Source organism: Nicoliella sp. ESL1113, assembly GCF_058509245.1.
Genome location: NZ_CP196388.1, coordinates 345,244 through 370,100, shown reverse-complemented (window position 1 = coordinate 370,100; position 24,857 = coordinate 345,244). Strand labels below are relative to the sequence as shown.

27 protein-coding genes and 1 riboswitch are annotated in these 24,857 nt (G+C 35.3%); of the genes, 6 read left to right on the top strand and 21 right to left on the bottom strand.

Annotation, left to right across the window (positions count from 1 at the left end):
* Positions 1-53: 53 nt before the first annotated feature.
* From ACSYTJ_RS08460 to ACSYTJ_RS08450, 3 genes are all read right to left on the bottom strand, one after another.
* Complete coding sequence (locus ACSYTJ_RS08460) at positions 54-566, bottom strand: type 1 glutamine amidotransferase domain-containing protein (RefSeq protein WP_491720358.1); 513 nt, start codon at positions 564-566, stop codon at positions 54-56.
* Positions 567-585: 19 nt separating this feature from the next.
* Positions 586-1,248: a nitroreductase gene (locus tag ACSYTJ_RS08455; RefSeq protein ID WP_491720357.1), complete on the bottom strand. Its 663-nt coding sequence runs from the start codon at positions 1,246-1,248 to the stop codon at positions 586-588.
* 112 nt (positions 1,249-1,360) lie between these two features.
* Complete coding sequence (locus ACSYTJ_RS08450) at positions 1,361-1,741, bottom strand: hypothetical protein (RefSeq protein ID WP_491717448.1); 381 nt, start codon at positions 1,739-1,741, stop codon at positions 1,361-1,363.
* A 128-nt stretch (positions 1,742-1,869) separates the two neighbouring features.
* On the opposite strand from ACSYTJ_RS08450, the gene ACSYTJ_RS08445 reads away from it, so the two are divergent.
* Positions 1,870-3,270, top strand: a complete 1,401-nt coding sequence (locus tag ACSYTJ_RS08445; protein WP_491720356.1) for an MFS transporter — start codon at positions 1,870-1,872, stop codon at positions 3,268-3,270.
* Positions 3,271-3,316: 46 nt separating this feature from the next.
* On the opposite strand, the gene ACSYTJ_RS08440 is transcribed toward ACSYTJ_RS08445, so the two are convergent.
* Positions 3,317-3,799, bottom strand: coding sequence for a thioredoxin domain-containing protein (locus ACSYTJ_RS08440; RefSeq protein WP_491717450.1), 483 nt, complete (start codon positions 3,797-3,799; stop codon positions 3,317-3,319).
* 43 nt (positions 3,800-3,842) lie between these two features.
* The gene (gene brnQ / locus ACSYTJ_RS08435; RefSeq protein ID WP_491717451.1) at positions 3,843-5,207 is read right to left on the bottom strand and encodes a branched-chain amino acid transport system II carrier protein; all 1,365 of its coding nucleotides are present in this window, start codon (positions 5,205-5,207) and stop codon (positions 3,843-3,845) included.
* Positions 5,208-5,659: 452 nt separating this feature from the next.
* Between brnQ and ACSYTJ_RS08430 the strand changes: the two genes are divergently transcribed.
* Positions 5,660-6,460 carry a DUF1003 domain-containing protein gene (locus ACSYTJ_RS08430; protein ID WP_491717452.1) on the top strand — a complete coding sequence of 267 codons (801 nt, stop codon included), beginning with the start codon at positions 5,660-5,662 and terminating at the stop codon, positions 6,458-6,460.
* Between the two features lie 27 nt (positions 6,461-6,487).
* Here ACSYTJ_RS08430 and ACSYTJ_RS08425 read toward each other — a convergent pair whose 3' ends face one another.
* The 4 genes from ACSYTJ_RS08425 to ACSYTJ_RS08410 all read right to left on the bottom strand — a co-directional run bounded on the left by ACSYTJ_RS08425 (position 6,488) and on the right by ACSYTJ_RS08410 (position 9,389).
* Complete coding sequence (locus ACSYTJ_RS08425) at positions 6,488-7,132, bottom strand: class I SAM-dependent methyltransferase (protein WP_491720355.1); 645 nt, start codon at positions 7,130-7,132, stop codon at positions 6,488-6,490.
* Between the two features lie 10 nt (positions 7,133-7,142).
* Positions 7,143-7,574 carry a hypothetical protein gene (locus tag ACSYTJ_RS08420; protein ID WP_491720354.1) on the bottom strand — a complete coding sequence of 144 codons (432 nt, stop codon included), beginning with the start codon at positions 7,572-7,574 and terminating at the stop codon, positions 7,143-7,145.
* Between the two features lie 324 nt (positions 7,575-7,898).
* Positions 7,899-8,192, bottom strand: a complete 294-nt coding sequence (locus ACSYTJ_RS08415; RefSeq protein ID WP_491717455.1) for an ArsR/SmtB family transcription factor — start codon at positions 8,190-8,192, stop codon at positions 7,899-7,901.
* 135 nt (positions 8,193-8,327) lie between these two features.
* Positions 8,328-9,389, bottom strand: coding sequence for a C39 family peptidase (locus tag ACSYTJ_RS08410; protein WP_491720353.1), 1,062 nt, complete (start codon positions 9,387-9,389; stop codon positions 8,328-8,330).
* 269 nt (positions 9,390-9,658) lie between these two features.
* Here ACSYTJ_RS08410 and ACSYTJ_RS08405 point away from each other — a divergent pair, with 269 nt between their 5' ends.
* Positions 9,659-10,147, top strand: a complete 489-nt coding sequence (locus tag ACSYTJ_RS08405; RefSeq protein WP_491720352.1) for a hypothetical protein — start codon at positions 9,659-9,661, stop codon at positions 10,145-10,147.
* 49 nt (positions 10,148-10,196) lie between these two features.
* On the top strand, positions 10,197-10,727 hold the full coding sequence (locus tag ACSYTJ_RS08400; RefSeq protein WP_491720351.1) for a hypothetical protein: 531 nt from the start codon (positions 10,197-10,199) through the stop codon (positions 10,725-10,727).
* 34 nt (positions 10,728-10,761) lie between these two features.
* Here ACSYTJ_RS08400 and thiD read toward each other — a convergent pair whose 3' ends face one another.
* The 8 genes from thiD to ACSYTJ_RS08360 all read right to left on the bottom strand — a co-directional run bounded on the left by thiD (position 10,762) and on the right by ACSYTJ_RS08360 (position 18,275).
* On the bottom strand, positions 10,762-11,574 hold the full coding sequence (gene thiD, locus ACSYTJ_RS08395; RefSeq protein ID WP_491717671.1) for a bifunctional hydroxymethylpyrimidine kinase/phosphomethylpyrimidine kinase: 813 nt from the start codon (positions 11,572-11,574) through the stop codon (positions 10,762-10,764).
* 208 nt (positions 11,575-11,782) lie between these two features.
* Positions 11,783-12,280, bottom strand: a complete 498-nt coding sequence (locus ACSYTJ_RS08390) for a hypothetical protein (protein WP_491720350.1) — start codon at positions 12,278-12,280, stop codon at positions 11,783-11,785.
* 190 nt (positions 12,281-12,470) lie between these two features.
* Positions 12,471-13,154 (bottom strand): C39 family peptidase, encoded by a 684-nt coding sequence (locus ACSYTJ_RS08385; protein ID WP_491720349.1) that lies wholly within the window; start codon positions 13,152-13,154, stop codon positions 12,471-12,473.
* Positions 13,155-13,295: 141 nt separating this feature from the next.
* Positions 13,296-13,994 (bottom strand): glycerophosphodiester phosphodiesterase family protein, encoded by a 699-nt coding sequence (locus ACSYTJ_RS08380; protein WP_491720348.1) that lies wholly within the window; start codon positions 13,992-13,994, stop codon positions 13,296-13,298.
* A 16-nt stretch (positions 13,995-14,010) separates the two neighbouring features.
* Entirely contained in the window at positions 14,011-15,375 is a 1,365-nt protein-coding gene (locus tag ACSYTJ_RS08375; RefSeq protein ID WP_491717462.1) for an ABC transporter substrate-binding protein, read from the bottom strand.
* 11 nt (positions 15,376-15,386) lie between these two features.
* Positions 15,387-16,235: a carbohydrate ABC transporter permease gene (locus tag ACSYTJ_RS08370; protein WP_491717463.1), complete on the bottom strand. Its 849-nt coding sequence runs from the start codon at positions 16,233-16,235 to the stop codon at positions 15,387-15,389.
* Positions 16,235-17,197: a carbohydrate ABC transporter permease gene (locus ACSYTJ_RS08365; RefSeq protein WP_491717464.1), complete on the bottom strand. Its 963-nt coding sequence runs from the start codon at positions 17,195-17,197 to the stop codon at positions 16,235-16,237. Before ACSYTJ_RS08365 ends, ACSYTJ_RS08370 begins: the two co-directional genes overlap by 1 nt.
* Positions 17,190-18,275, bottom strand: a complete 1,086-nt coding sequence (locus tag ACSYTJ_RS08360) for an ABC transporter ATP-binding protein (protein ID WP_491717465.1) — start codon at positions 18,273-18,275, stop codon at positions 17,190-17,192. Before ACSYTJ_RS08360 ends, ACSYTJ_RS08365 begins: the two co-directional genes overlap by 8 nt.
* A gap of 361 nt (positions 18,276-18,636) precedes the next feature.
* Between ACSYTJ_RS08360 and ACSYTJ_RS08355 the strand changes: the two genes are divergently transcribed.
* Entirely contained in the window at positions 18,637-18,819 is a 183-nt protein-coding gene (locus tag ACSYTJ_RS08355; protein WP_491720347.1) for a hypothetical protein, read from the top strand.
* Positions 18,820-18,854: 35 nt separating this feature from the next.
* Positions 18,855-20,336, top strand: a complete 1,482-nt coding sequence (locus ACSYTJ_RS08350) for a NosD domain-containing protein (RefSeq protein WP_491720346.1) — start codon at positions 18,855-18,857, stop codon at positions 20,334-20,336.
* A gap of 77 nt (positions 20,337-20,413) precedes the next feature.
* Here ACSYTJ_RS08350 and thiW read toward each other — a convergent pair whose 3' ends face one another.
* The 4 genes from thiW to ACSYTJ_RS08330 form a co-directional block, all read right to left on the bottom strand.
* Positions 20,414-20,926 carry an energy coupling factor transporter S component ThiW gene (gene thiW, locus ACSYTJ_RS08345; protein ID WP_491717467.1) on the bottom strand — a complete coding sequence of 171 codons (513 nt, stop codon included), beginning with the start codon at positions 20,924-20,926 and terminating at the stop codon, positions 20,414-20,416.
* Between the two features lie 78 nt (positions 20,927-21,004).
* A riboswitch (TPP riboswitch) is annotated at positions 21,005-21,097 on the bottom strand.
* A 61-nt stretch (positions 21,098-21,158) separates the two neighbouring features.
* Entirely contained in the window at positions 21,159-21,788 is a 630-nt protein-coding gene (locus ACSYTJ_RS08340; RefSeq protein ID WP_491717468.1) for a deoxynucleoside kinase, read from the bottom strand.
* 400 nt (positions 21,789-22,188) lie between these two features.
* The gene (locus tag ACSYTJ_RS08335; RefSeq protein WP_491720345.1) at positions 22,189-23,433 is read right to left on the bottom strand and encodes a M20/M25/M40 family metallo-hydrolase; all 1,245 of its coding nucleotides are present in this window, start codon (positions 23,431-23,433) and stop codon (positions 22,189-22,191) included.
* Between the two features lie 236 nt (positions 23,434-23,669).
* The gene (locus ACSYTJ_RS08330) at positions 23,670-24,857 is read right to left on the bottom strand and encodes an MFS transporter (RefSeq protein WP_491717471.1); all 1,188 of its coding nucleotides are present in this window, start codon (positions 24,855-24,857) and stop codon (positions 23,670-23,672) included.

The window sequence follows — 24,857 nt, the reverse complement described above, 5'->3', positions numbered from 1 at the left end:
AAATGACTGACCAGGACTTATCCTGATCAGTCATTTTGATTTTAAATTATCAATTACTTTAAGGCATCCACAATTGCTTTATTGAAGTAATCTAAATCATCTGGAGTCCGACTAGTAATTAAGTTATGCTTTTCATCAACCACTACGGGTTCATCCTTAACGTTACCACCTGCATAGTATAAATCAGGCATAACAGTTACATATGCAGTCAATGTTAATTCACTTACTAAGCCCGTTTGAATGAATAATTGTGGACCATGGCAAATCGCAAATACTGGCTTGCCACTCAATAAGAACTTTTTAGCAAAATTAACGTAACGGTCATCTGCACGAAGTTGATCAGGTGAGAAACCACCAGGAACTAGTAATGCATCGTAATCTTCGACTTTAGCATCATCAATTGATTTATCAACGTTTTGCTTGTCGCCATGCTTACCTTCAATGGTTCCATTTGCTTCATTTTCAACAATATCAACTTGGTTACCAGCATCTTCTAAGGCTTTCTTAGGGGATGTTAATTCAACATCTTCATACATACTTGTAACAATTGCAGCAACTTTACTCATAACTAAATCCTCCTAAATATTATTTAATAATTTTTAGTACGTGATCTAAATCCATCCGCGGAGCATTGATCCGATTGATGGGGTCATTATCATCGGCATAGCCAAGGCCAATCCCAACAATAAAATCACGATCATCTGAAACCGATAATGCTTCGCGTAAAAGGTCTGGATATTTAATAAATTCAAAGGCAGGGATGGAATCAATCCCAAGCGCTTGAGCAGCAACCATTATCGCTTCACCAAATGCACCTAAGTCATATAATGACCATGGTGTGTATTGTTTTGGCAACGTTAGATAGGCAACTGCGGGGGCGTTGAAAAGCAATGCAGATTGACTACTCTTCATTTGATTCCACTTATCTGGACCAAAGATCTTAGGCCCAGTCGCCCCCCGAGTGGTCATATTGAATTGCGATTCCTCATCCCACTCAGCAATCGGGATAAATGGAACATCGGAGTTAGTGTGGACATTTGGATCAGCATTCAATTCCTGATGCCGTTTACGCATTGCTTCTAATTTATTACCAGTCGCAATCACTACCCGACCAGGTTGAGAATCAATCCAAGAAGGCGCTTTTTGCGCCACTTTAACAATCTCTGTTAATTGTTCGTCACTAAGTGGCGTTGGCTTAAACGCCCTCACCGCACGGCGATTTAAAATCGCCTGTTTTGCGTCAACCAATTTCATCCCTCCTTTAATTTACTACTAAAAAGTAACACATCAAAAACCCAAATTCAAAAGATTTGCTTATTTATATTATAGAAGAAAATAATCGAAATCAATTTCAATCAAATTAATGATAATAACTCATCTTCAACCAACCATTATCTTGTTCCTTAAAACCAATTCGATCATAAACACTAAGCAGATTTTCATCAAAGGGTTTTGCCACTTTGGCAAATTGACAATCAAAAAACCGACTCCCAACTTCCAGGACTCGATAAACTAATCGTTCAGGGTCAACTAAATTGTTAAACCGTAAACGATCGAATGTTAAATCACCCTCTAGATCATAGATCCGAACATATGAAATCATTTGGCCATTAACACATGCCCACACATGGTATGCTTTACGATCAACAAGATTATTACCATTGACAGCAATAAAATTTTGAATTGATTGGTTTTCTGCTAACGTTAATTCACTGAATGGCTTCACGTACCATTGAATCACAGCTATCACTCCTGACATTTAAGTCTATAATATAATATTTTAAACCAAAATAAAAATTAGTTTTCAATTTAACTAATTTTAGATATGATATAAAGTGGTTTAATTTTACATAATGAAAGGATTTTTATATGAACCGTAAATCGTTATTTACTATTTTAGCAGTTGCAATCGTATCATTCTTAGGAACTGTCGATATGAGTATCGTCAATACTGCCCTTCCACAAATATCAAAAGATCTTGCCATTCCAATGAATCAAGCTGAATGGATTTCTTCTGCCTACCTCATTTTAATCTGTATGTCGTTGATTCTTTTTGGTAAGTTAGGTGATCAAACTAGTAAGGTTAAAATCTTTCAACTCGGGACCCTCTTATTTACCGCGAGCTCATTACTATGTGGATTAAGCACCAACTTAGTCGTCTTATTAATTGCCCGTGGACTCCAGGGGCTTGGGGCATCAATGACGATGGCCACTAATCTCGGTATCATTACTAGTTCAGTTCCCTTTGAGATCCGTGGGCGTGCTCTGGGCATCAATACCACGATTGGTCAACTGGGCTACATTGCAGGCCCCGCAGTTGCTGGGTTGATCCTCTCAATTGCCAATTGGAATTGGATCTTTTTATTCAACGTCCCAATTGGAATCATTGCATTTGGGTTCGGGCACTTCGTATACCCTAAGCAAACCAAACATGCCTCTCAAATCAATATTGATTGGCTAGGCTTCACGATTTTAGCCACATTAATTATGATTTTCTTCTTAGCTGTATTCATTGGCCAAGAAAGCGGTTTTAACCAACCCATTATCATCGCAGGCTTTATCACCACCGCCATCTTAATCGCCATTTTTATCTGGGTCGAAAATCACGTTGCCGAACCAATTCTGGCCCTTGAACTATTTAAAAATCCAGGATTTACGATTAGTATTATTTCATTAATGTTCATGTACATTATCATCTACTTTAATAACGTCTTATTACCCTTTTACATCCAAAACACCCTTAAGTTCTCACCATCTAAAATGGGTTTAATTATGAGTATTCTCCCCATTGTCAACGTCTTTACCGCTTATTTAGGGGGCGTTCTATGCGATCGCTATGGTGCCGTGCACATGTCATTTAGAGCATCCATCATTTTCGTAGGCGCAGAAATAATTTTCGCAATTATTCAGCCAGCCTGGTCACTAGCGTTTCTATTGTTTGGATTCATCGTATTCGCAACCGCCAACGGGTTGTTCCAAAACAATCCAATGGTGATGGAACACGCCAGTAAGGATCAACAGGGAATCGCTGGTTCGATTTTAGCCCTCAGTCGAAACATCGGATTTGCGATCGGACTATCACTAGCTACTTCAATGCTCTATTCTGGAATGAGCCTCAAGGCAAACCATCAAATCACAACATACCCATTTGGTCATGATGACTGGTTCGTTTTCGGCATGCACTTTACGTATTGGATTGCTGCCATTATCATGGGTAGCGTTACTATCATGTTGTGGTGGCTATTGAAGAATAATCGCTCCACAAAATAAAAGAATCCCGAATAAAATAAATCGGGATTCTTTTCATATACTAATATTAATCAGGCAAATTAAAATTACTATCAGAGTGCTTATCACCATCATAGATAATGGTTGGAACACTTGGAACATCAGTTGATTCAATATTTGATTTAACAGCTGCTAAGAATTCAGCATCATTTACTTTTTGAATCGCAAAGTGATCAGTTAGAAATGCTTGCGCATCATCCTTTGGCAACCGATGCCATTCTGGTTGAATGTCAAAAGCCTTTTTAACAAATTCAATTGCTTGATCAGGATTTGAATAATCAATATATTCATGTGCTAAATTACCATCTTGTAAATCTAGCTTATCCTTGTCTAGAAATTTAAAGTGGGCGAGAAGCTTGCCAGATTGAACTTCAGATTGTAATTTATCAAAATTGTTTTCATACCACTTTCTACAGAATGGACATGCCATGTTAGTAATCACCGTTACCTCGTGGGGGGCGTTAACATCTCCAAAAGTAAGCGTATCCTTATCTGATAAATCTAAACTCATATTCTCAACTCCAATTCCTATATTTGCCTATATATTAACATAACTATGATTGTTCCGTAGCTTTAATGCTTGTAATTTGAACATAGATGATACTTAAAATTAAGCCAACCGCAATAAATGGAATAAAGTCAAGTCCTTCATTATATAGTGGGATGGTGTTCAATGCCCAACCATTAATTGCTTGTAATAATGGTAATTTAGCAAAAAATGGTGGTAAGTTATGAATAAAATCTAAAATGGCAGGAATCAATGTAAGGATGATCGTCGTTCTGTAAATAATCTTGTTCTTACCAATCCACTTGTTAAGTAACCCTAAAATAATAATTGCGATTGCAATTGGGTAGATAAAGTTAAGTAGTGGTGATGAATATAAAATAATTTGTTCAAGTCCAAAGTTAGCAATGATGAACGATCCAAGCGCTGCAATCGTTAAGAAGAAACGGTAACCTAGCTTTGGAAAACGATCTCCCCAGTCTTGAGCCAGGGATGTAATCAAACCAATTTCAGTGGTAATACATGCTAAGAATGTAAGGGCTGCTAAAATTCCAGCTCCAGCTAGTCCAGTATAGTGGGTCATGATTTGGGTAAACGCAGTTCCACCATCTGCTGCTGGCTTTAAGTATGATAAGCTTGATGCTCCTAATGCAATTAAGAAAATATAGATAAGCCCTTCAAAGCCCATTGTTAAGGCTCCAACCTTAGCAACTGCTTTAGACCGTTGTAATTTATCGGTCAAGCCAAATTGCTTAAGAGCGGCAATAATTGTAACCCCGAACCCAAGCCCAGCAACGGCATCCATTGTATTATAACCTTGTAAGAAGCCATTGATCATGCTAGCTCCGGAGTTGTTAGTGGTTGGTAATAAATTAATGTGACTTAAATCACCCTTGATGAAGAATGCAAGGATGAAAACCCCTGCTAAAATAATAACGAAAATTGGGTTCAAAATTTTTCCAACGTATTCGGTAATTTTTGTTTGGTTATAAGCCAATGCATATGCTAAACCAAAGAAGAAAATTGAAAAGATGAACAAAGCAATGTGCGAATCAGCCTTTGGCAAAAATGGTTGAACCCCCATTGAGAAAGTAACCGTTGCTGTTCTTGGTGATGCAATCAAAACCCCTAGTGACAAGTGAACGATTGCTAGAAAGATCAGCGCGAACCAATGACCAACGGGTTTCCCTAAATCATATAAACTACTACTTTCAGTATAACTAATTGCTAAAATTGATAATAACGGTAAAACAATTGCTGAAATTAAAAAGCCAAATGCTGCAGGGAGCCAACTGGTACTACTCGCCTGTCCTAAGAAGATTGGGAAAATTAAGTTCCCAGCCCCAAAGAATAACCCAAAAAGTAATGATGCTAAAATAATGTATTGCTTTGCATTTAATTTATCTGTTTTCATATTAATTTCCTCCTCGAATAAAATGCAATGACCAACAAAAAAACGCCCTTAGTAAATATTTACTAAGGACGCTCGAGACGTGGTACCACCTATTTTCCCCACTACCTCACAGTAGTAGGCTCCAAAAGTACTGCTCAAAAAAGAGCAAGACTTCATTGCTGTAATGGGCGCACTCCCAATAACCACTAATTAATTCATGGTTATGACTTGTGGATTACTTTTACGATATTCGTCAATCCCCTTTCGCACTTAACAGGGTTCACTTAATTGATTCCAACCGCTACTCTTCCACGCATTGTCTTTTAATCGGTCTTTAATTTATATTTCTAATTATATTTAAAATATTTCAAATGTCAACAACAATTTTTATTTAAATCATTTAAAATGAAATCATAAAAAGATTTAATGTGTGTTACAATGGTGATAATTCAATAATATTAGGTGAGAAAAAAATGAAAAATAATGTCAAAAAATGTTTAGTAGATAACAAGGAATATCTATCAAATGAGGGGCGTTTGCTAAAAGATCTCGACTCAACCATTCTTGGTCATATTAAGCATGATTACACTAAAGCTAGCGATGGTGACTTTATTTGTAATCAGCACTTATTGAAGTACCAAGTTGAAATGGTGAATCAGTTAATTCGCGATGATGAACACCGAAATGAAAAAATCGATCGTAAATTAACTAAAACAATTCGTGATAATGATTATCAAATTAGAGATATCAATAAAGCCCTTAATTCTTCAGAAACATTTGGGCAAAAAGTTGCTGACCAAGTTGCTAAGTTCGGTGGAAGCTGGAGCTTTATCCTAACTTTTATCATCTTTTTACTAAGTTGGATGTTCATCAATGTGTTCCACCTATTTGGGGCTCACTTTGATCCATATCCATTCATCTTACTTAACTTAGCACTAAGTTGTATTTCTGCTATTCAGGCACCAATCATCATGATGAGCCAAAATCGTTCTAGTCACCGTGACCATTTAGGCGCAGATAACGATTACCACGTTAATATCAAGTCAGAAAATGAATTAAGAATCCTGCATGCTAAACTTGATCAATTAAATCAAAATCAAATGCCACATAATTTTGAGATTGAAAAACTGCAATTAGAAATTTTAGGCGAAATCAGGAATGAATTGGACATCATTCACAATGAACGAATCGAATTGCTCAATGAAGAAAAGCGTCAAAATGATCTATTAAATCAAAACACTAATCAAAATAACAATGACCAGGATAAAAAATAAGGATGCAGATTAATCTGCATCCTTTTTTTACCATTTTTGAGCTTTAATGGCGTTAGTCGGACACCAAGGTCCTGCCCACCAACCTAGGGGCCCAACATTCTTAATTAAAATCCGACTAAAACCAGCCTGTTTTAAAAAACTACGATATTGATTTGAATTCAACCCCCGCTCAATAATCAATATCCGTCCCCCTTTTTTTATCACTCGTGCTGCTTCTTGAAGAGCTTTCATTTTTTTCACATGTGGTCTAATATCTTGAAATGTATTATTTACAATTACAAAGTCATATGATTCATTATCATATGGTAGCTCCGTAAAGTTTTCGTTAACTAGTGAAACCATACTACTTTGTTTTAATTTTTGGATGGTTTGATCAATTAAGAGCTCAGAATTACCATTAAGAATTAAAATTAAACTATCAGGTTTAACTTTCAAATCAACGACCTGCTGAGCAAAAATCTCCTTTGCACCTAGCCAAAATGTATTTAAATAAATCAAGGCACTGATCAACATCCCCCAACTAATTAAAATAATCAACAAGCTATCATTAGCAATATAAAAACCAACTATCGAAAATATCAATAGTACTAATGATACGGTTGGTAGATTAACATTAATTGAAACTGAGAATCGTTGATTGCCTTTTTTACGTTCCCTTCTTGATCTAGCCATCTAAATGCTCCTACATTAATTTTTCGTTTGCCATTACATAGTGATGAACCCAGTCAAAGCCATCAACCATTTGTAAGATTCCACTAACAACATCAGATTCGCTAAATTGATCTACATACTTAGTAGCATCATTTAATTCACCGATTTCAATTCCAAATTCACTACTAAGGATATTTTTAGCAAAATTAAGTTTTTCAGTATTTTTGGATAATAAGTTAAAATTAATTGATTTAAGGTATTCAAACTCCTTAAAAGTAAATACACTTTCATCTTCCTCATCACTACCAACAAAAATAGAGCATCCATCAACATCAACTCTAAAATGAGGCATCTCAGGATCAAAAGGATCGATCAAATCATCAGAAATCCGAACTTGACTATGTAATTCTTTACTCTCATTGAGTAGTGCTTTTATGCGATTTAGATCAAAATCAATTTTCATTTATAATTCCTCCAATTCTTATTACTTAAATAATATCATGGTTTAATAATAAAATCAGAAAAAACAAAAAAGTCCGCAAAATTGCGGACTTTTAGGTAAACATTATAAAATTATGGTATAATAATACCGTCTTGGTTTGTCGTAATAACTAATCATCTGTATAAATAACTTAATTACTGCCCCCAAAAGCAAGTTAATTGGTTTTCAGAACTATAATCAAGATAATAATACTAATTACCATTGCCCTGGTAATTAGTTTTTTTTATTTAATAAATCATCATAGTTATATATAACCATACTTTGATATATTTTTCAAGCAAAAGATTAATCAATTTGTTCTTCAATATGATTATGAAGAACTTGGAGCAGTTCTTTGACATGATTATCAGTTAATTGATAAACCTTTTCCTTACCGTTTTGCTTACTGGTAATCAACTGTGAATCAAATAAAATTCTCAAGTGTCTAGAAACAGCTGGTTGCGAAATATTCACTTGATTAACTAAATTCGTAACGTTACTTTTTCCGTGTTCAGATAGATAATATAAAATTTGAATTCGAACAGGATGATTTAACGCCCGAGTGATTCGATATAATTTCTGATTATAATCGTTATCCACTCTACAACCCTCTTTCAATAATATTAATAATATTATTTTAGCATATAAATGAAAAAGAGACCGATTTATTGGTCTCTTTATTATTAATTTTAAAATATTTTATTACAAAATCTAAAAATAAACTAAGACATATTATTAAATAACAGTCATTGCACGGCTACCACGTTTAGAAGTATGCCAAATTTTTAGAAAATCACTAGTTGAAGTCCAAAATACCTTGTTTGGTGAATTCTTTCTCATGTAAGGATCTGCGATTAAGAATTTACCTGGTTTGTAACCCAGAATCACTAATACGTGATCGGACTTAGAATTAACGATCATTCTCCAAGAACCTTCGAACACGACCGGATTGCCCCGCTTAACATTGGAAATAATATTGCTTAAGCTGGTATTCGTGATGTCTTTTGATCCACTAGCATATCTTTTAGCAAAATTAGCTAATGCATTAGGGTAAATAGTTGCTCCAGCACCCTTAGTAAAAGGATCGTTTTTATAACCTTTGTTAGGGTCAGAACTTCTTGGAATTAAGTTAATGAATTTATCTAGTGGGATGTTAAGTGCTTCACCCTTGGTACTTAATGCCATCTTCAAAGCTGCCGCTTCACATCCACTTGGTGCATAAATGGGGTAAAGCTGACTAGTATATACATATGGCATTTCATAATCATCAGTGTAGCTTAAGTAACTCTTGTAAATCCAACCCAAATCTTGACCTTGATAAGTAATATGGTAATAGAGACTTCCATCAGAACCACTGGCTGTTTGAATGATTTTAATCAATTTACCCTTCAAATTAGTAGTTCTATTGCTTACCTTACTTGAAGATGTGTATGGTGTGTCCCAAATTTTAACAGAATCATTATTAATAACTCTCATTACATAGTTATTAACTGTCTTAACCGTATAAGTTACTTTATTACTGTTACTGCTTGAAGAGGTACTACTAGATGAAGAACTAGTGCTGCTAGCCTGCGAACTAGATGAAGTAGAACTAGCTGAACTAAAACTAGCACTGCTAGCTGCACTACTTGATCCACTACTACTGGAGCTACTTGAACTAGAAATAACACTTGAGGCAGCACTACTTCCTGAAGTAGTATTATCTGCGTTAGTTTTTAAGGGAGCAGATAGCGTCATAAAACCTAGCATCCCTGAGAAAAGCAATGAACCAATTATCTTTTTGGTCTTATTTTTCATAACTTTAAACCCTTTCCTTAATAATTAATATCTTTATTATACTAATAACAAGTAAGTAAGTCTGGTAATTAACTTTTTCTTAACGTAAATGATATAAACCCTTAACATTTGAAAAATTCCGTTTCTCAATAAGAGTAAATAACTTTTATTATATTTTACTCTAAACAATCGCTTAAGCAAGACTTTAGTTTTGAGCATATTGGTTAAAACTAATTCCACTTCAGCGTATAATTGAGAATTGAAATTAATGATTACAAGAGGGTATAATTATGAAAAATGAAAGCATTCGATCAATCTTTTCATTCAAGATGCTAATTAAATTGGTTTTAATTATTATTGTATTATTTGCAACGAGGATCGGTTATGATGCTGTTTCACAGGCACTTTCACAAAATTATCAGGATAATAATTCAACTGTTAATAAAATATTGCCACCATTACTCAAGAAGCAAAAGGAGCTCTCTAAGGCTTTAACTGCTGCAAAACACGATAAAATCATTGTTAACTATCACTACAAGCAAGTATTTAATAAGAAAAATTCGAAAGATGCGACCCTTCGTAAATGGATTAATAAAAAGCAAAAAGTGGAAGATCAAACTAGTGACTTAAATACTGCTATTCAGGAAAATAATAAAAAAGTTAATCATTACCAAAATGCTTACATTTCTAAGGAAAATGTTCATAATGCAACCTTTAACTTAAAATCAATTGCTATTGTCATCGTTTCGATTGTTGTTTTCTTCATAATTAGTTTTTAAAATTTAAATGTTAATATCGGAAGCTAAAATAATTAAAGGGGTTTTAAAAATGAAAAAAATATTTGTCAAAACTATATTGACATCCGTATTATTGACTGGCGCATTTAGTTTTTTCGTATCACCAACGATCAACGGACGTGCTGATGCAACCGCCAGAGTTACTAATAATGCTGGAGTTAAAAACAAAAAGTATTTTAACTACCAAGTTAACCAGTACATGAAACTATTGAGTCAATCTACTAAGACTAGCTTAATCAATGCACTAATTAAAGATGGTAGACCTAGCTCTTTAAGTGATCTAGGAAGTCAACTTAGTGTATATTCTGATCGTGATGCTGCTAAATCAACAAATGATGCTAGGGCAAATGCTATGTTTTATCTTAAATTTAACCGTATTTTCTATAAAAACATTAATCATAGTTTCCAGTGTGACGATGGAAATAAGCTTTCCGATAATTTAAGAAAAATTAGAGGAAACGTTAATGCTCAAAAAGATCTTACAAAAGTTTCAATAATTGGAATGGGGATTGGCGATTCGCTAGATTTTGGTAATCGGCCTAGTTCCACCATTGCTAAATAAAAAAGATGATGACCATAATGGTCATCATCTTTTTTTATTTAATATCATCAGTTGCCCAATGGTTAATTGGACCATATTTATGACCTACTAAAATTTCATTTTGAATCGCACGATCAACATATGCTTTAGCAATGCGAATCGCATCTTCGATCGCAGTCCCCTTAGCCAATTCTGCAGTAATTCCAGCAGAAAGGGTATCACCAGTTCCATTCTTACGATCAGTAGAAAAGTACTTCCCTGTAAGCCAGAAATGGCTACCATCTTCTAATAATACTAAGTCAGTAACTTCATCTTGATCGTCACTATCATGACGTCCCTTTACCATTACGTTCTTAGCACCCATTTCACGAAGCTTTTTAGCAGCAGTTAGCATGTCGTCCTTACTGTTAATTTCCATTTCAGCTAACTTTTGGGCTTCATAAAAGTTAGGAGTGATTATTGTTGCCAATGGAATCAGTTTTTCTTTTAAAGTATCGAATGCTTCTTGTTCTAAAAGCATTGCGCCATGCTTAGTAATGATTACTGGATCAACAACCAGTGGTCCAAAATCATACTTAGTATAATTTTCAACCACCGTGTTGATTAATTCACTATCACTCAGCATCCCTGTTTTTGATGCTCGAATTTGGTAATCATCAGCCAAATCTTTAAATTCATTCGCAATAAATGAAGTTGGCATTGTAACACTATCATGAATTCCATAAGAGTTTCCTGCAACACATGCTGTAATCACAGACGTTCCATGTACCTTTAAAGCTTGAAAAGTGTGTAAATCTGCTTGCATTCCGGCACTTCCATCACTGTCTGAACCAGCAATAGTTAAAGCTTGTGGATATTGATTCATAATTAAAACACCCCTATCATTAAATTACTAACATTATATGCTAATTAAACGTTTTAAACAACTATAAATACGAACAATCGTCTCATTTATAAACTAATTTTATATTTTAGTTCGTAAAATATAATCTTAAGATTCTAAATTAATAATAAAAAACGGGGGTAAAACTGATGAATCGATCAGTTTTACCCCCATTTTTATTTCAAGACCTCAATTAATTCGTAATTAATTGATCCTCAATATCCTGACAACTAGCATTCCCATGAAAAATGGAATTATTTATGGCTGACTCAAGATCTTGATTAGAATTAATTGCATCGGTTAGCAAACAACCATTAACGTAATTTCGATACTTAGCAGGCTTAAAATGACCGCCTAAGTTATCAGAATAGTAATGGTCTACCATTTGGAAAAACGGTTTATTCAAATCGAAAATGATTATTCGACGGTCAGTAAAATATTGATCGAACAAATCAAGCAAGCCTTTTCGAATTCCAGATTCATTGTTGATATCACTGTGCGCGTACCTTGCTGCAACATCTTCTAAAAAATACTGAGTGCCAACCACTCGATATCCACTATCAAAATCATTGATCATTGTCATGAACATTCCCAAATACTTTGATGAATAAACGTTTTTAGATAAACCGGAACGTACGTCCGCACTAACATCAACACAATCTTCAAAAGCAGCTAAGATTGATTTTGTCATTCTAATCATCCTCTCTATCCATAGCCATTCAAGATGGCTAACTAACAAATCAGCAAACTATCGATAGAAACAATCTGGTACCGCTAATAATATAACATAAAACGAGGCACAATATAAGGTATATCATAATATTTTTTTAGGTTTACCTAATAATGTCGGAATAAAAAGAATGACCATTCCCAGTCATTCCTTACTGAATTGCAACAGCATATTTTTTATATTGATATGAGCGTTCAAATAAATTAGCCTTAACCCAATATTTGCCACGGTTTGGATCAGATACATGATAGTACCCTTTTTCATATCCATCCAACAATACTACGTGACTGTTTGTAATTCCAGTTCCCCAAAAGTACTTCTGAAACTTAGGTTTCCAATAGTAACTAACAATGTAGGTTACAACCGGATTGCCAATTTTGACCTGATGCTTAAGTTCATCTATAGAAGCACCACTAATATCCTTCACGGAATGATACCGATTCCCCCACTTAGCAAGTGCTTTGGGAAAGATTGATTGAAAAATGCTGGATTGCAGCTTGATATATGGTGATCCTGCATATCCATTATAAGGATTATTGTCCTTACTTCTTGGCATTTGCTTCAAAAAAGTTCGTAAATCTGTTTTTAAAAGGACGCCCTTGGATTGCAATCCAGCTAACAAACTAGCTGCCTCACAGCCATTCCATGCCTTAATCGCCTTTTGACTGATATATGGAGCATTTAATTGAACAGAGTTGGCATTAATTTCAAATGGTTCGTTGACATAAGTTCCTGGAATTTGGCCCTTGCTTTTAATTGAGATGGTTTTAGTTATTGCAATGACAGTAATTAACACTAATCCGAATGTAATTAATAGTTTTTGCTTTTTTTTCAAAATAAACGCCTACCTAATAGATTATTGAACGATGTATTTCCTATACTACTCCAAGTAATATCAGGAATCTATTTATTGGCAATTATTTTATCATAAAAAATAACGATCCCAAATTAATAGGAATCGTTATTAATCAAACTATTATTGAACTGAATCAGTTAAGAGCTGCTTTTTTAATGCTTCAGCACTAATAAAATCATTAGTAAAGATACCAGCCACTCCTGCTTTAAACAATTTAGCTTGTTCAGCGGCATCATCAATCGTCCAAATTCTTTCATGTTCCTCAAGCCCTGGAATGTAATAACCGGGGTGCAAACCATTCAAATGTTCCTTTTTCATGGTAAGTTGCGGATCACTCAACTTCTTTTCAAATAAAAAGTTATAGTCTTGGTCTTCGTCTAACATTCTAGCAATACGAAGACTATCAATATTAAAGGACGAATAGATGACGTGGTGCTTAAGCTTCGCTGCATTCATCTTTTGTAAAACAATCTTTTCAATCCCCAGGTAATGAATCTTATTGGTTTTAAACTCTAGATTCAACCAGATATCCTTATTTTCAACTAATTCAATAAATTCATCTAAGGTTGGCACCTTTTCACCATTTGCAAGCTTAAATTGACTTAATTCTTCATAGGTATATGAATTGATCAATCCACTACCGTCAGTTGTTCGATCAATTTTTTCATCATGCATGATGACTGGAACATTATCCTTAGTTAAATGGATATCAAACTCTAACCCAGCGGCACCGTTTTCTAAACAGTACTTAAAGCCACTTAATGAGTTTTCAGGTTCTTGAACTGGAATTCCACGATGGGCAAAAACCATTGTTTTCATCTAAATTCCCTCTTTACTATTTATTAGTGTAGCCGTTAGCCTTATTATGCTGTGCTAAATATGAATTAAATTGGTTTTCAGCATCTTTCAATGCATCATTAACATTTCGGCCAGCATAAATTTGTTGCATTGCGTTTTGCGTAATGGTCCGCATTTGAACTAACCCTTCCATTAAAATTCCTGAGTTAGTAGCGTTAGGCTTAGTTCTGGCAAGTTGGTTGCTTGGAACTTGTGATTCAGGACGTTGCTTGTAAAGTTCCTTCAACACTGGTTCATTTTGTGAATCCTTGTTAAGGGCAATGTAACCAGTTGCTTTTTGCCAGTCAGCTTGATTTTCAGGTTCCATTAGATATTTAATGAATTCCCATGCTCCCTGTTGGGTAGTAGAATCCTTATCATTTGAAATCCAAATCGAAGCACCACCAATTGCAACCCCATTCGCCTTTTGGCCATTTGGTCTTGGGTAGTATGTTACACCTAAGTCACCAGGTTTGGAAGCAGATTGTAATTGACCCATTGATGCAGAAGATTGTAGCATAATGCCAAGCTTTCCTGAAAGGAATGAAGCAATTTCGTTTGAAGCTGAGGTACTTCCTGAGCCAAAGCTAATGAATGAACCGTTTTTATTCATACTTTGAAGCCAGTTCATTGCATTAACGGTTGCTTGGTTCGTAAAGTTTACCTTGGTTGGGAAACCAGTATGACCATCTTCTTCATTGGCAAGGGATTGACCACTATTAGCCATGAATTCTTCAAAGTACCAACCATAAGCATCTACGGTTGCCCCTTTAACGGCCCCCTTAGATTTTTCAGTAAGTTCTTTAGCCGCTTTTTCAATATCATCGTAAGAAGGATCAACTGGTAAGTCTTTTACCCCATACTTACGAAAAACTGCCTTATTATAGAATAACGTTGGTTGTGAAGTATTGAATGGCATTGATAATTGTTCGCCACCCTTACTGTAAAAAGCACGTGCAGCGGGCATAATCTTGCTCATATCATACTTATCTTGATCAATAAACTTTTGAACTGGCGTCGTGATGTTTGCATTTCTCATTTGACCAGTTGAAACGTCCATTGATTGGAAGATTGCAGGTGAAGCATTCGTACCGTGAGTTTGTAATACCTTTTGAATCGCTTGGTTATAACTTCCTTCATACTCAGGGATAACTTCATACTTGGTTTGCTTTTTGTTAAAATTATCGGCAAATTGTTGAATTTGAGCTGCACCAGCTCCAGTCATTTCGTGCCAGAAAATAATCTTGGTTCTATTTCCAGATTGAGCAGACTCATCTGCACTTGAATTGGAACTAGCCATTACTCCGAAGATGGCTAGTAAAATAACTCCAATAACTCCTATGATCCATAACCGCTTTTTCATGTTAATCCTCCTTATTTTACAGATCCATCGTTTAAGCCAGACTTAAAGAAATGTTGACCAGCGAATAGGATAATAAGTGTAGGAATAACTACGATAACGGCACTAGCCATGATCATTCCCCAGTTATTAAATGTTTCAGTGGATTGCATTTGTCTCAAACCAGCTTGAACGGTTCTGTATTTATCACTAAAAGTGGTTAACATTGGCCATAGATATTCATTCCAACTCGATAAGAAGCTATAAGCTGCCAGGGTTAATAATGAAATCTTAGAGTATGGTAATACAACGTGCCAGTAGTATTGAAGGTGTGATAAGCCTTCAATATCTGATTCTTCCTTTAAATCCTTAGGCATTTGGAGGAATGCTTGTCTTAACATAAAGGTCCCAAATGCTGATGTCAAAAATGGAATGATCATTACTGAGTAAGTGTTCAATAGGTTCATTGACTTAACAGTCATGAAATTGGGAATTACTTCAGCTTCAAATGGTAGCATCATGGTTGCTAAGAAAACAAAGAAAAGGAAGTTCCGACCTTTGAATTTAAGAAACACAAATGCGTATGCAGCTAGTGAACAGAAGAAGACTTCGCCAATTGTTCTAATTACTGAAACAACAAAACTATTTAATAGGTATCTAAGCACTGGAGTTGTATTAATCGCAGTAGCGTAGTTATCAAAAGTTAATTTACCAGCTAATGACCCCTTTGTAATACTATCAGTAGGTAGAAAACTAGTCCAAAGGCCTAATAGAAATGGCCCAATCACGATCAAAGCTAAAATAATCAAAAGTAAATATTGAAAAACATTACTAATCTTAAATTTGCGTTTACTGTCTGTTTGACTATTATTTGCAACATCCATTAGTAGTTCACCCGCTTTTCTAAGACTTTAAATTGAATAATGGTCATAACCGCAATGATAATGGTCAATACGATTGATTCAGTACTTGCTTGGCTATAGTTACCATTTAAGAATGCATCTTGATAGATTCTATAAACCAAAAGGTTAGTGGCGTTATTAGGTCCCCCGGCCGTCATTAAATCAATCAACCCAAAACTCTTGAAAGCCCCGATCAACGTAACGATCCCGACGAAAAAGAGTGATGGTGAAATCATTGGAATGGTAATTTTAAATAATTGGTATGGCTTAGATGCCCCTTCGATATCTGCTGCATCATAAAGTGACTGAGGAACGGCTTGTAAAGCTCCAAATAAAACTAAGAACGTAAATCCAAGGTTCATCCAAACGGTCGAGACAATAACGGTAATCATTGCTAGATTAGGATCTGTCATCCAATTTAGTTGTGGTAAATGTACCAATCCTGCAAATTGATTTAACAATCCACTTGTGGGGTTGAAAACAAATAGGAAGAAGATCGCTGCAACGGAAACTGAAACCCCCATCGTTGATGAGAAAATCGTTCTAAAGAACTGAATCCCACGAAGCTTTTGATTTGCAAAAACTGCTAATGCTAAACCAAAAACAATGGTCAAAATCATGACTGCAATCACGTAAACAAACGTTGATAATAAACTAGAAATGAACGATGCTGATTTCAGCAGTGAGATGTAATTATTCAACCCCACAAAGATGGTCGTTTGCCCAAAGTTATTAGTCAAGAACAAACTCATATATAAGGTCTTGAGCATTGGATAAAAAACAAATACCCCTAGCAATAAGATCGAAGGCCCCAAGAATAAGATGGCATATAAAGCATCACTGTGCTTTTTTAATGCTTTTTTAGTAGTTGAAGTTTCGGAAGTCTTAGAATTATTAACTTCATCATCATTATTAAAATTATTTCCTTCAAACGACTTAAGCATTTAATAAAACTCCCTTCTTAACGCTCACTAAGCTGCGATCATCAGCATCGAAAACGAAGTATCCATTTGCACCTTCGATTTGAATAAATTGTTGTGGGCGAATATCAACTTGACCGTTTAAAACGATTCTAATTTCTTGTTGGTTCCCCAATAATGCTTCGACCATGGTCCGATCACCAAGTTGTGATACATTGACTACTTGTGCGTTTCCATTGTTAACATCAATTTTGATATTAACTTGGTTAGGTCTGATTCCAACCTTGTACTTGTGGCCTTCGATTAATGAATCATCAGTATCCAAAATGAAGTCTTCATCCATCTTAAGGGAACCCTTTTCATAAGTAGCACTAATTAAGTTAATTTGTGGCGTTCCAAAGAATGAAGCAACGAATTCATTTGCTGGTTGTTGGTACACACCTAGTGGTGTATCGATTTGTTGAACATGGTGGTTGTTAAGAACCATTACATGATCAGCCATCGTCATTGCTTCCACTTGATCATGGGTAACGTAAATCACAGTTAAACCTAATTTCCGTTGTAGTTCTTTCAATTCAATTCTCATCTTAGCTCTTAATTGGGCATCAAGGTTTGATAGTGGTTCATCCATCAAACAAATTTTAGATTCATTGGCAATTGCACGTGCTAATGCTACCCGTTGTCTTTGACCACCTGATAGATCCTTTGGCTTACGATCCTTGTAGTCATTAAGGTTGACTAATGATAATGCTTTTTCAACCCGTTTTTTAATTTCTTCTTTTGGTTGCTTACGAGCCTTTAGGCCAAACGCAACGTTATCAAAAACAGATAAAAATGGGTATAAAGCATAGCTTTGAAATACCATTGATAATTTCCGATCCTTTGGTTCTAAGTCGTTTGCGACCTCACCGTTTAAATACAGGCTTCCTGAAGTGATGGGAATAATTCCCGCAATCATTCTAAGTAATGTACTTTTCCCACAACCTGATGGTCCAACGATTGCAAAAAATTCATTATCTTCGATGTGCGCAGAAACATTTTCTAAAACTGGTGTATCTGATCCTTCGTATTTCTTTTCAAGATGCTTTAGTTGAATTGACAATATTCTCACCTATCCTTATGGAATTGTTAAATTCATTAACTTTTCTTAACGATTTCAAGAATAACATTCTAATTTAGATAAGTTGTAAAACAAATGTGTTTTTTTTGTAAAAATAAATGCGCAAAAATTAATTTTAGAACCAATTATGTAAATTTTTGGTAAAAGAACGGCTAATTATTATTAATATAATAGTTTAAATTAAGTATTGTTTATTTAATAAATTGATCCAAAATTGTACTACAGTGTTAGCAATTGTTTAAATAATATTAAAGATAATTATATCTTTTAAATTATAATAATAGTATAATTAGTATGTATTGATCAATACATACTAATTATGAAAAATGGAGGAACACAGCGATTGAATAATAATGTCAAAAAAATAATTACATTGTTAGCAACAACCACTGCATTCTTAATGTTTGGAGGCACTTTAAATAGTAACGGTGATTCCGTTAATGCTGCAACCCATAAAAACAGTAAGAAAGAACCTAAAAAATCAGCTAAAAAAGCTGTTAAAAAAATCATAAGCAAAAGAAGGTAAAAAAAGCCCGACATAACCACCCCAATATCAAACTTTTGAAGGGACCTAAGGGAGATACAGGTAAACAAGGCGCTAAGGGTAACACTGGTGCGACTGGTCAACAGGGGCCTAAGGGTGATACTGGGGCTGCTGGACTACAAGGTCCTAAGGGTGATACCGGGGCTACTGGACTACAGGGGCCTAAGGGTGACACTGGTACTGCTGGTCTACAAGGCCCTAAGGGGGACATCGGTGCAACTGGTCTACAAGGCCCTAAGGGAGACATCGGTGCAACTGGTCTACAAGGCCCTAAGGGGGACATCGGTGCTGCTGGGACGAGTACTCCAGGAGTAAAGGGAGATACTGGAGCAAATGGGGCAAAGGGTGACACTGGTGCTCAAGGCCCAAAGGGTGATCCTGGTCAAAATGGTAAAGATGCCCTATCTGATGTTTACTACAAATTAACTGATTACGGCGTTAAAAGCGGCGATACCAATACTGATTCTGGAGCAATCATTAACAAGATTATTTCCCAGATGCCATCTTCTGGTGGAACCATTTTAATTCCAAATGGTGACTTTTATCTTAAAACACCAGTAGTTATTGATAGTAACCATGTTCGCATCAAAGGAATCAATGCGGGATTACGTTCTAATGTTGATTCTCAAAACGGTACGTTGGTTACAGGGGGTGGTAGTCGATTAATCATCGCTGATGGTAACACGACGGGGATTCAAATTGGGGTTGCTAACAAGTCACCTCGAATCAGCGGAATCGAAATTGACCATCTCAATATGATCGGTAGTAATAATCCTAACAGCATTCAAACGCTAATAAGCGGTCCACAAGATTCTGATGGGTTAAAAATTCATGATATAGCAATGAAAAACGCTACCTACGGAATTACCTTAAATGGTGCCGATACTCCAGATATCAGAGATAACTGGATTTCAGAGTTGACCAATGGTGTCCAATTGCTAGGAGCGTCACAGCAAGCTAAAATTGTTAATAACTTTATCGGTGCTCAACCTGGTGGTATTTCTGTTAAATTAGACAATCCATATGCTGCAAATATCTCCAATAACAACATTTATCCAGATGGATTCACCAATGTTGAAGTTAATAACGGTGATCATGTTATGATTTCAAACAATAACATTCAATCATACTATAGTCGGGCAATCTATATTACTGGGAACTATAACACCCTATCTAATAACTCGATTTATATTCGTGGTGATAAGGACAATCCAAAGGGCTTTGATAAAAAAATCGGAGATGTTTACATCTCAGGAAATAATAATGTCCTTCAAGGAAATCACCTCACTTCAGAACAAGAATCTGAGGCCACCCGTGAGTTAATTATGGGGGGCAATAATAACACGATTAAATTAGATACAATTGACGGAGCTACATCAAACTCCAAGGTTGTTATCAACGGAAATGCAAGTAATAACAAGGTGCTCTATTCAATTAACAATGATGAATTTCAAAATGGTAATAACCATACCAATGTCAATATTCCAATTGTCAATTAATGGTAGACACCAAATTAAATAGCATCAAAAAAGCGTAGCTATGAATGACATAGCTACGCTTTTAATTTTTAATGCAATTAATTTTTGAAGAATAACCGTTGAATCCTTTTAAATTGATTTGTTTTTACTAACTTAAGGAGAATCAAGTATGCAATGATTGATCCTGAAATTGCCCCACCAAAAAAGCGAGGTGTAAATACAAACCAAAACAATTGACTATGTGTACCGGTATACCAAACCATTACTGGATATGATGCTAGTGAGCCAATTAACCCAGTGCCAATTACTTCCCCAATAATTGCCATCCAGGTATTACGCTTATATAAGTATAATATTCCAGCTAAGAATGCTCCAAAGACAGCCCCAGTAAATGCTAATGGTGGGATTCCTAAAAATAACATTCTCATCAATGCACACACGACTGCCATAACCGTTGCATAAACTGGCCCCATCATTACTGCAGCAGTAACGTTTAAGACACTAGACATTGGTGCCATCCCTTCAATTCTGAAAATCGGTGATAGCACAAAATCCAATGCAATCATAATTGCCAAAATCGTTACCTTTTGAATTCGATTTTGTTGACCCATTCTTCATCCTCCTGTGTATAAATAAATAACAGTGTCCCAAAATAAAAAATCCCTATCTAAATAGATAGAGATTATTATGGTTGAATTATGATTAATCCCTATCGCCAGCATTACCTGGATCAGGTTCATGGGTATAATCTCAGCCAACAATCGGCACCCCATTAATATTTATACTTTAAATTATTATAACGTAATCAATACTACTATAATGCATAAAATTAGTCAAAACTAATTATTTAACAACGTGATATTCAATCTGTCTAAGTACTTCAGTTAAATCATCAGGATTATTAACATAATCATAACGATTACCATTAATCTTCATTTTAGGACTTTCACGATAACTATCATACCAACGTTGATATGCTAACTGTAATTTTTGATAGTAATCCAATAAATGTTGATTATTATTAACCTGTTCAAACTCACGGCCCCGCCGTTTAATATGCTCTAATTGGTGATTAATATCAATATCAATGAAAACCAATAAGTCTGGTTTTTTCTTACGGTTGGAATTTGGTATTTCTTGCATCATATTGTTCAAAAGGCTATCATAAACGTTCTTTTCAGTTAAGTTAATATTACCCAATTTATAGTTAACATCTGTAAAAACGGAGTCTTCATAAATTGAACGATCTAAAACATTGTTATGATGAGTCTGCGCCTTTTTAATCATTTCCAATCGTTTATTCAAAAAATAAATTTGTAAAAGAAAACCATACTTTTTTGGATTTGCATAAAACTTTGGTAAAATTGGATTACTTTCAACGGGTTCCAAAAAAGCATCCGTATCTAAATGTTCTGCTAGCTTCTGCGCTAATGATGTTTTACCAGAACCAACTGTACCAGCTAATGTAATCATTAAGATCACCCCCATTAAATAGTTATTTCCATTATATCAAATCAGTTTAATAATATCCTAGTGGAAGTAGTGTTTCAAAATGATTACCTCTTGAGCTGTGAAATTACGAAACTCAATCGACAGGTGACACTCTTGATTTAAAAATCTTAAAATTAAAAACAACGCATTCATGTCGTAATCATCAATTTCATGAAGTGGAACCACCCTAGTAAGCGTTTGATTTCGGCTAATTTCCATATAAAAATTATAGCAACGATCATATTGATCATTTACCAAAATTAAACGATATCTAGTATTAAAAAGACCTTTGAACCAAGGTTGCAATCGCTTAAGTATTAAGTTAGCGTGATGTTTAGCTTCCATCTCATTCATATCTTATTTACTTTCTTCCAATCATAAACTACTTTAAGTATGCTACAGCAATATCATAATATAATTTAATGAATCGATAATATGAATCTAGATCCATCCATTCATTTGCTTGGTGCGCAGTGTTATTACCGGGCCCTAAAACAATTAGGTCCAAATTTGGGTTGCGCTTCTTGTATTGAGAGCCATCGGTCCCCATTGAAATTTGCATTAAGGGTAATGATAACTGCTCCGCTAAATCATTATTCGCAAATTGCCTTGCAATTTTTATGATCTCAGCATTGGAATTGCTTTTGACAGGATCGCCACTAAATTCAACCGTTAACTTTAATTTGAAATTTAACTGTTGGTTAAATAAATTAACTAACGTTCTTAGTTTACTAATAATCTGATCATTAGATAATTGCGGAATCGTCCGAACCATTACCTCTTGATAAGCATAGTCAGGAATACTATTTACTTGCTTGCCACCAACAAAAATATCTGGAGTATATATAGTTGATCCTAAATCATCGTCTGACGATTTCAAACTATCAAATAGTTTGTGTTCAGCAACACGATATTCAAATAAATTATCAATTGCACTAACTCCTAACTTAGGAGTAGAACTATGGGCAGCCTTACCAAAGCTCTCAATTTTATAAATTAATGCTCCCTTATGCGCATCGACGATAAAGTGTTGTTCAAAATGCGAAGAGCCGCTTAACAAATTTAGATTTTCAGAGTTCGTATTATTACCACCACTATTAAAATAGCTGTGAAGATCTTTAATTGGTACACCAGTCGGCTCCCCAATTATCATCGCATTTAAATCGTCAACATACCCCTTTTCACTTAATAAATGCGCACCGCCTTGCGTCAATTCTTCTGAAATCGTTGCCATAAATCTTAAAGTACCATTTAGCTCAACATTAGAATCTGCAATTATGACCATTGCAATTACTTGAGCAGCCAAACCACCCTTCATATCAGTCACTCCACGGCCATATATAACCCCATCCTTAACCGTTGCGTCAAATGGTGGCGTTTGCCAATCGCTATCGTTCCCCTGATGAACGGTATCTTCATGCCCTGCAAAAGCCAACTTAGGGCCATGGCCATTCCCAATTTCAGCTACCAAATTCGCTCTCCCAGAAAATTGATCGACTAATTGGTTCTTAATTCCATGCTTATCAAAAATGCCCTTGATATATTTAGCAATCATCGCCTCATTATCAGCAACGGTATTAGTGTTAACTAAGTGTTTAAGAATATCTAGTTGCTCTCTTTGTTCCACGCAATCATCACCCCTTCCATCCATAATGATTAAAAAACATAATATTGCATAATTATTAGCTAATATTCTAGTCTCGTTATATTAAATGTCAATTCTTTAGCAATCAAAAAGGGGACGTAAACCAAAAAGTCTACGCCCCAGGGGATTAAATTAAATCATTTATTATTATACAATAATTACTGTAAATTTTTAGTAAATTAAAGGTAAAAAACTTATCATTAAATTTGAATAACCATTTAACCATTACTAAGTTTACGAACTATTAATAAATTAACACTAGCTATGATTGCTGTTGCGATAAAAACACCTCGATAGCCACCAAATAATACTACTGAAGAACCAATCATCGGTCCAGACACGTTACCAGCGGCTTGAAAACTCTGGTTCCAACTAAATACCTGACTGATCCTATCCTTTGGACTGCTTTTTGCTAACATTGCTTGAACCATTGGCAGTAATGCGGCATCTGATACCCCCACTAAAAGACGACAGATGCCTAGTTCCCAAATGTTTTGGGTTAACGAAGTAGCTAAGAACACCCCCGTGGCAAAGAATAATCCAAACATCAATACTTTATTAGCACCAATTTTATCGCCGAGCCTACCAAAGAATGGGGCAGTTAAGATCATCGTAATTCCGTTAATTGATTGAATAGCCCCTGCAAATAAGGCTATTGATGTGGAAGTAGGTAGTAGTTGTTTAACGTACAAGCTTAAAATTGGGGAAATAGAGTTATTAGTGGCCTGAACAAATAAGGTCGTTAAAAACATCGCAATGATTACCTTAGCTGTTGAAATGCCCTGTAAGAAATGAGGACTTTTCTCATTGGCACCCTTAGCAATCGGTTTAAAATGTTCATGCACCAAAAATAAACTAAGTAAGAATGCTAATAGCATTGCAAGACCCGTAATTAAAAACGTAAATCGATAGCCAAAACTAGTTGCTATCAAACCACCAATCAATGGTCCAATTAAAGTTCCAGATACATTTCCAGTCGATATCTTACCAGAAGCTTGACCAATATGCTCAGATGGTGTTTCTGCGGCAACTAATGCAATTGCATTACTAATAAATCCTGCAAAAACCCCCTGTAACAACCTTAAACCAATTAGCTCATACGCATTAGTGACCAAACTCATCGAACCGATCACAATGGCCATCCCTAATGATGCCCTTAACAACATTGGCTTTCTGCCATACCGATCAGCTAATATTCCCCACAGCGGAGACACAAACATTTTTACAATAAATGGGGCTGCAAAAGCCAATCCACTTAGCAAAGATACTTGTTCATTACCATAATGCCCCAATTGACCAATAAACAGTGCAATAAAGGGACTGATAGAACTAAACCCGATACCAGCAATAAAATTACCGAACCACAACACGTTTAAATTTCTTCGCCAGTATTCGACTTTTTTCAT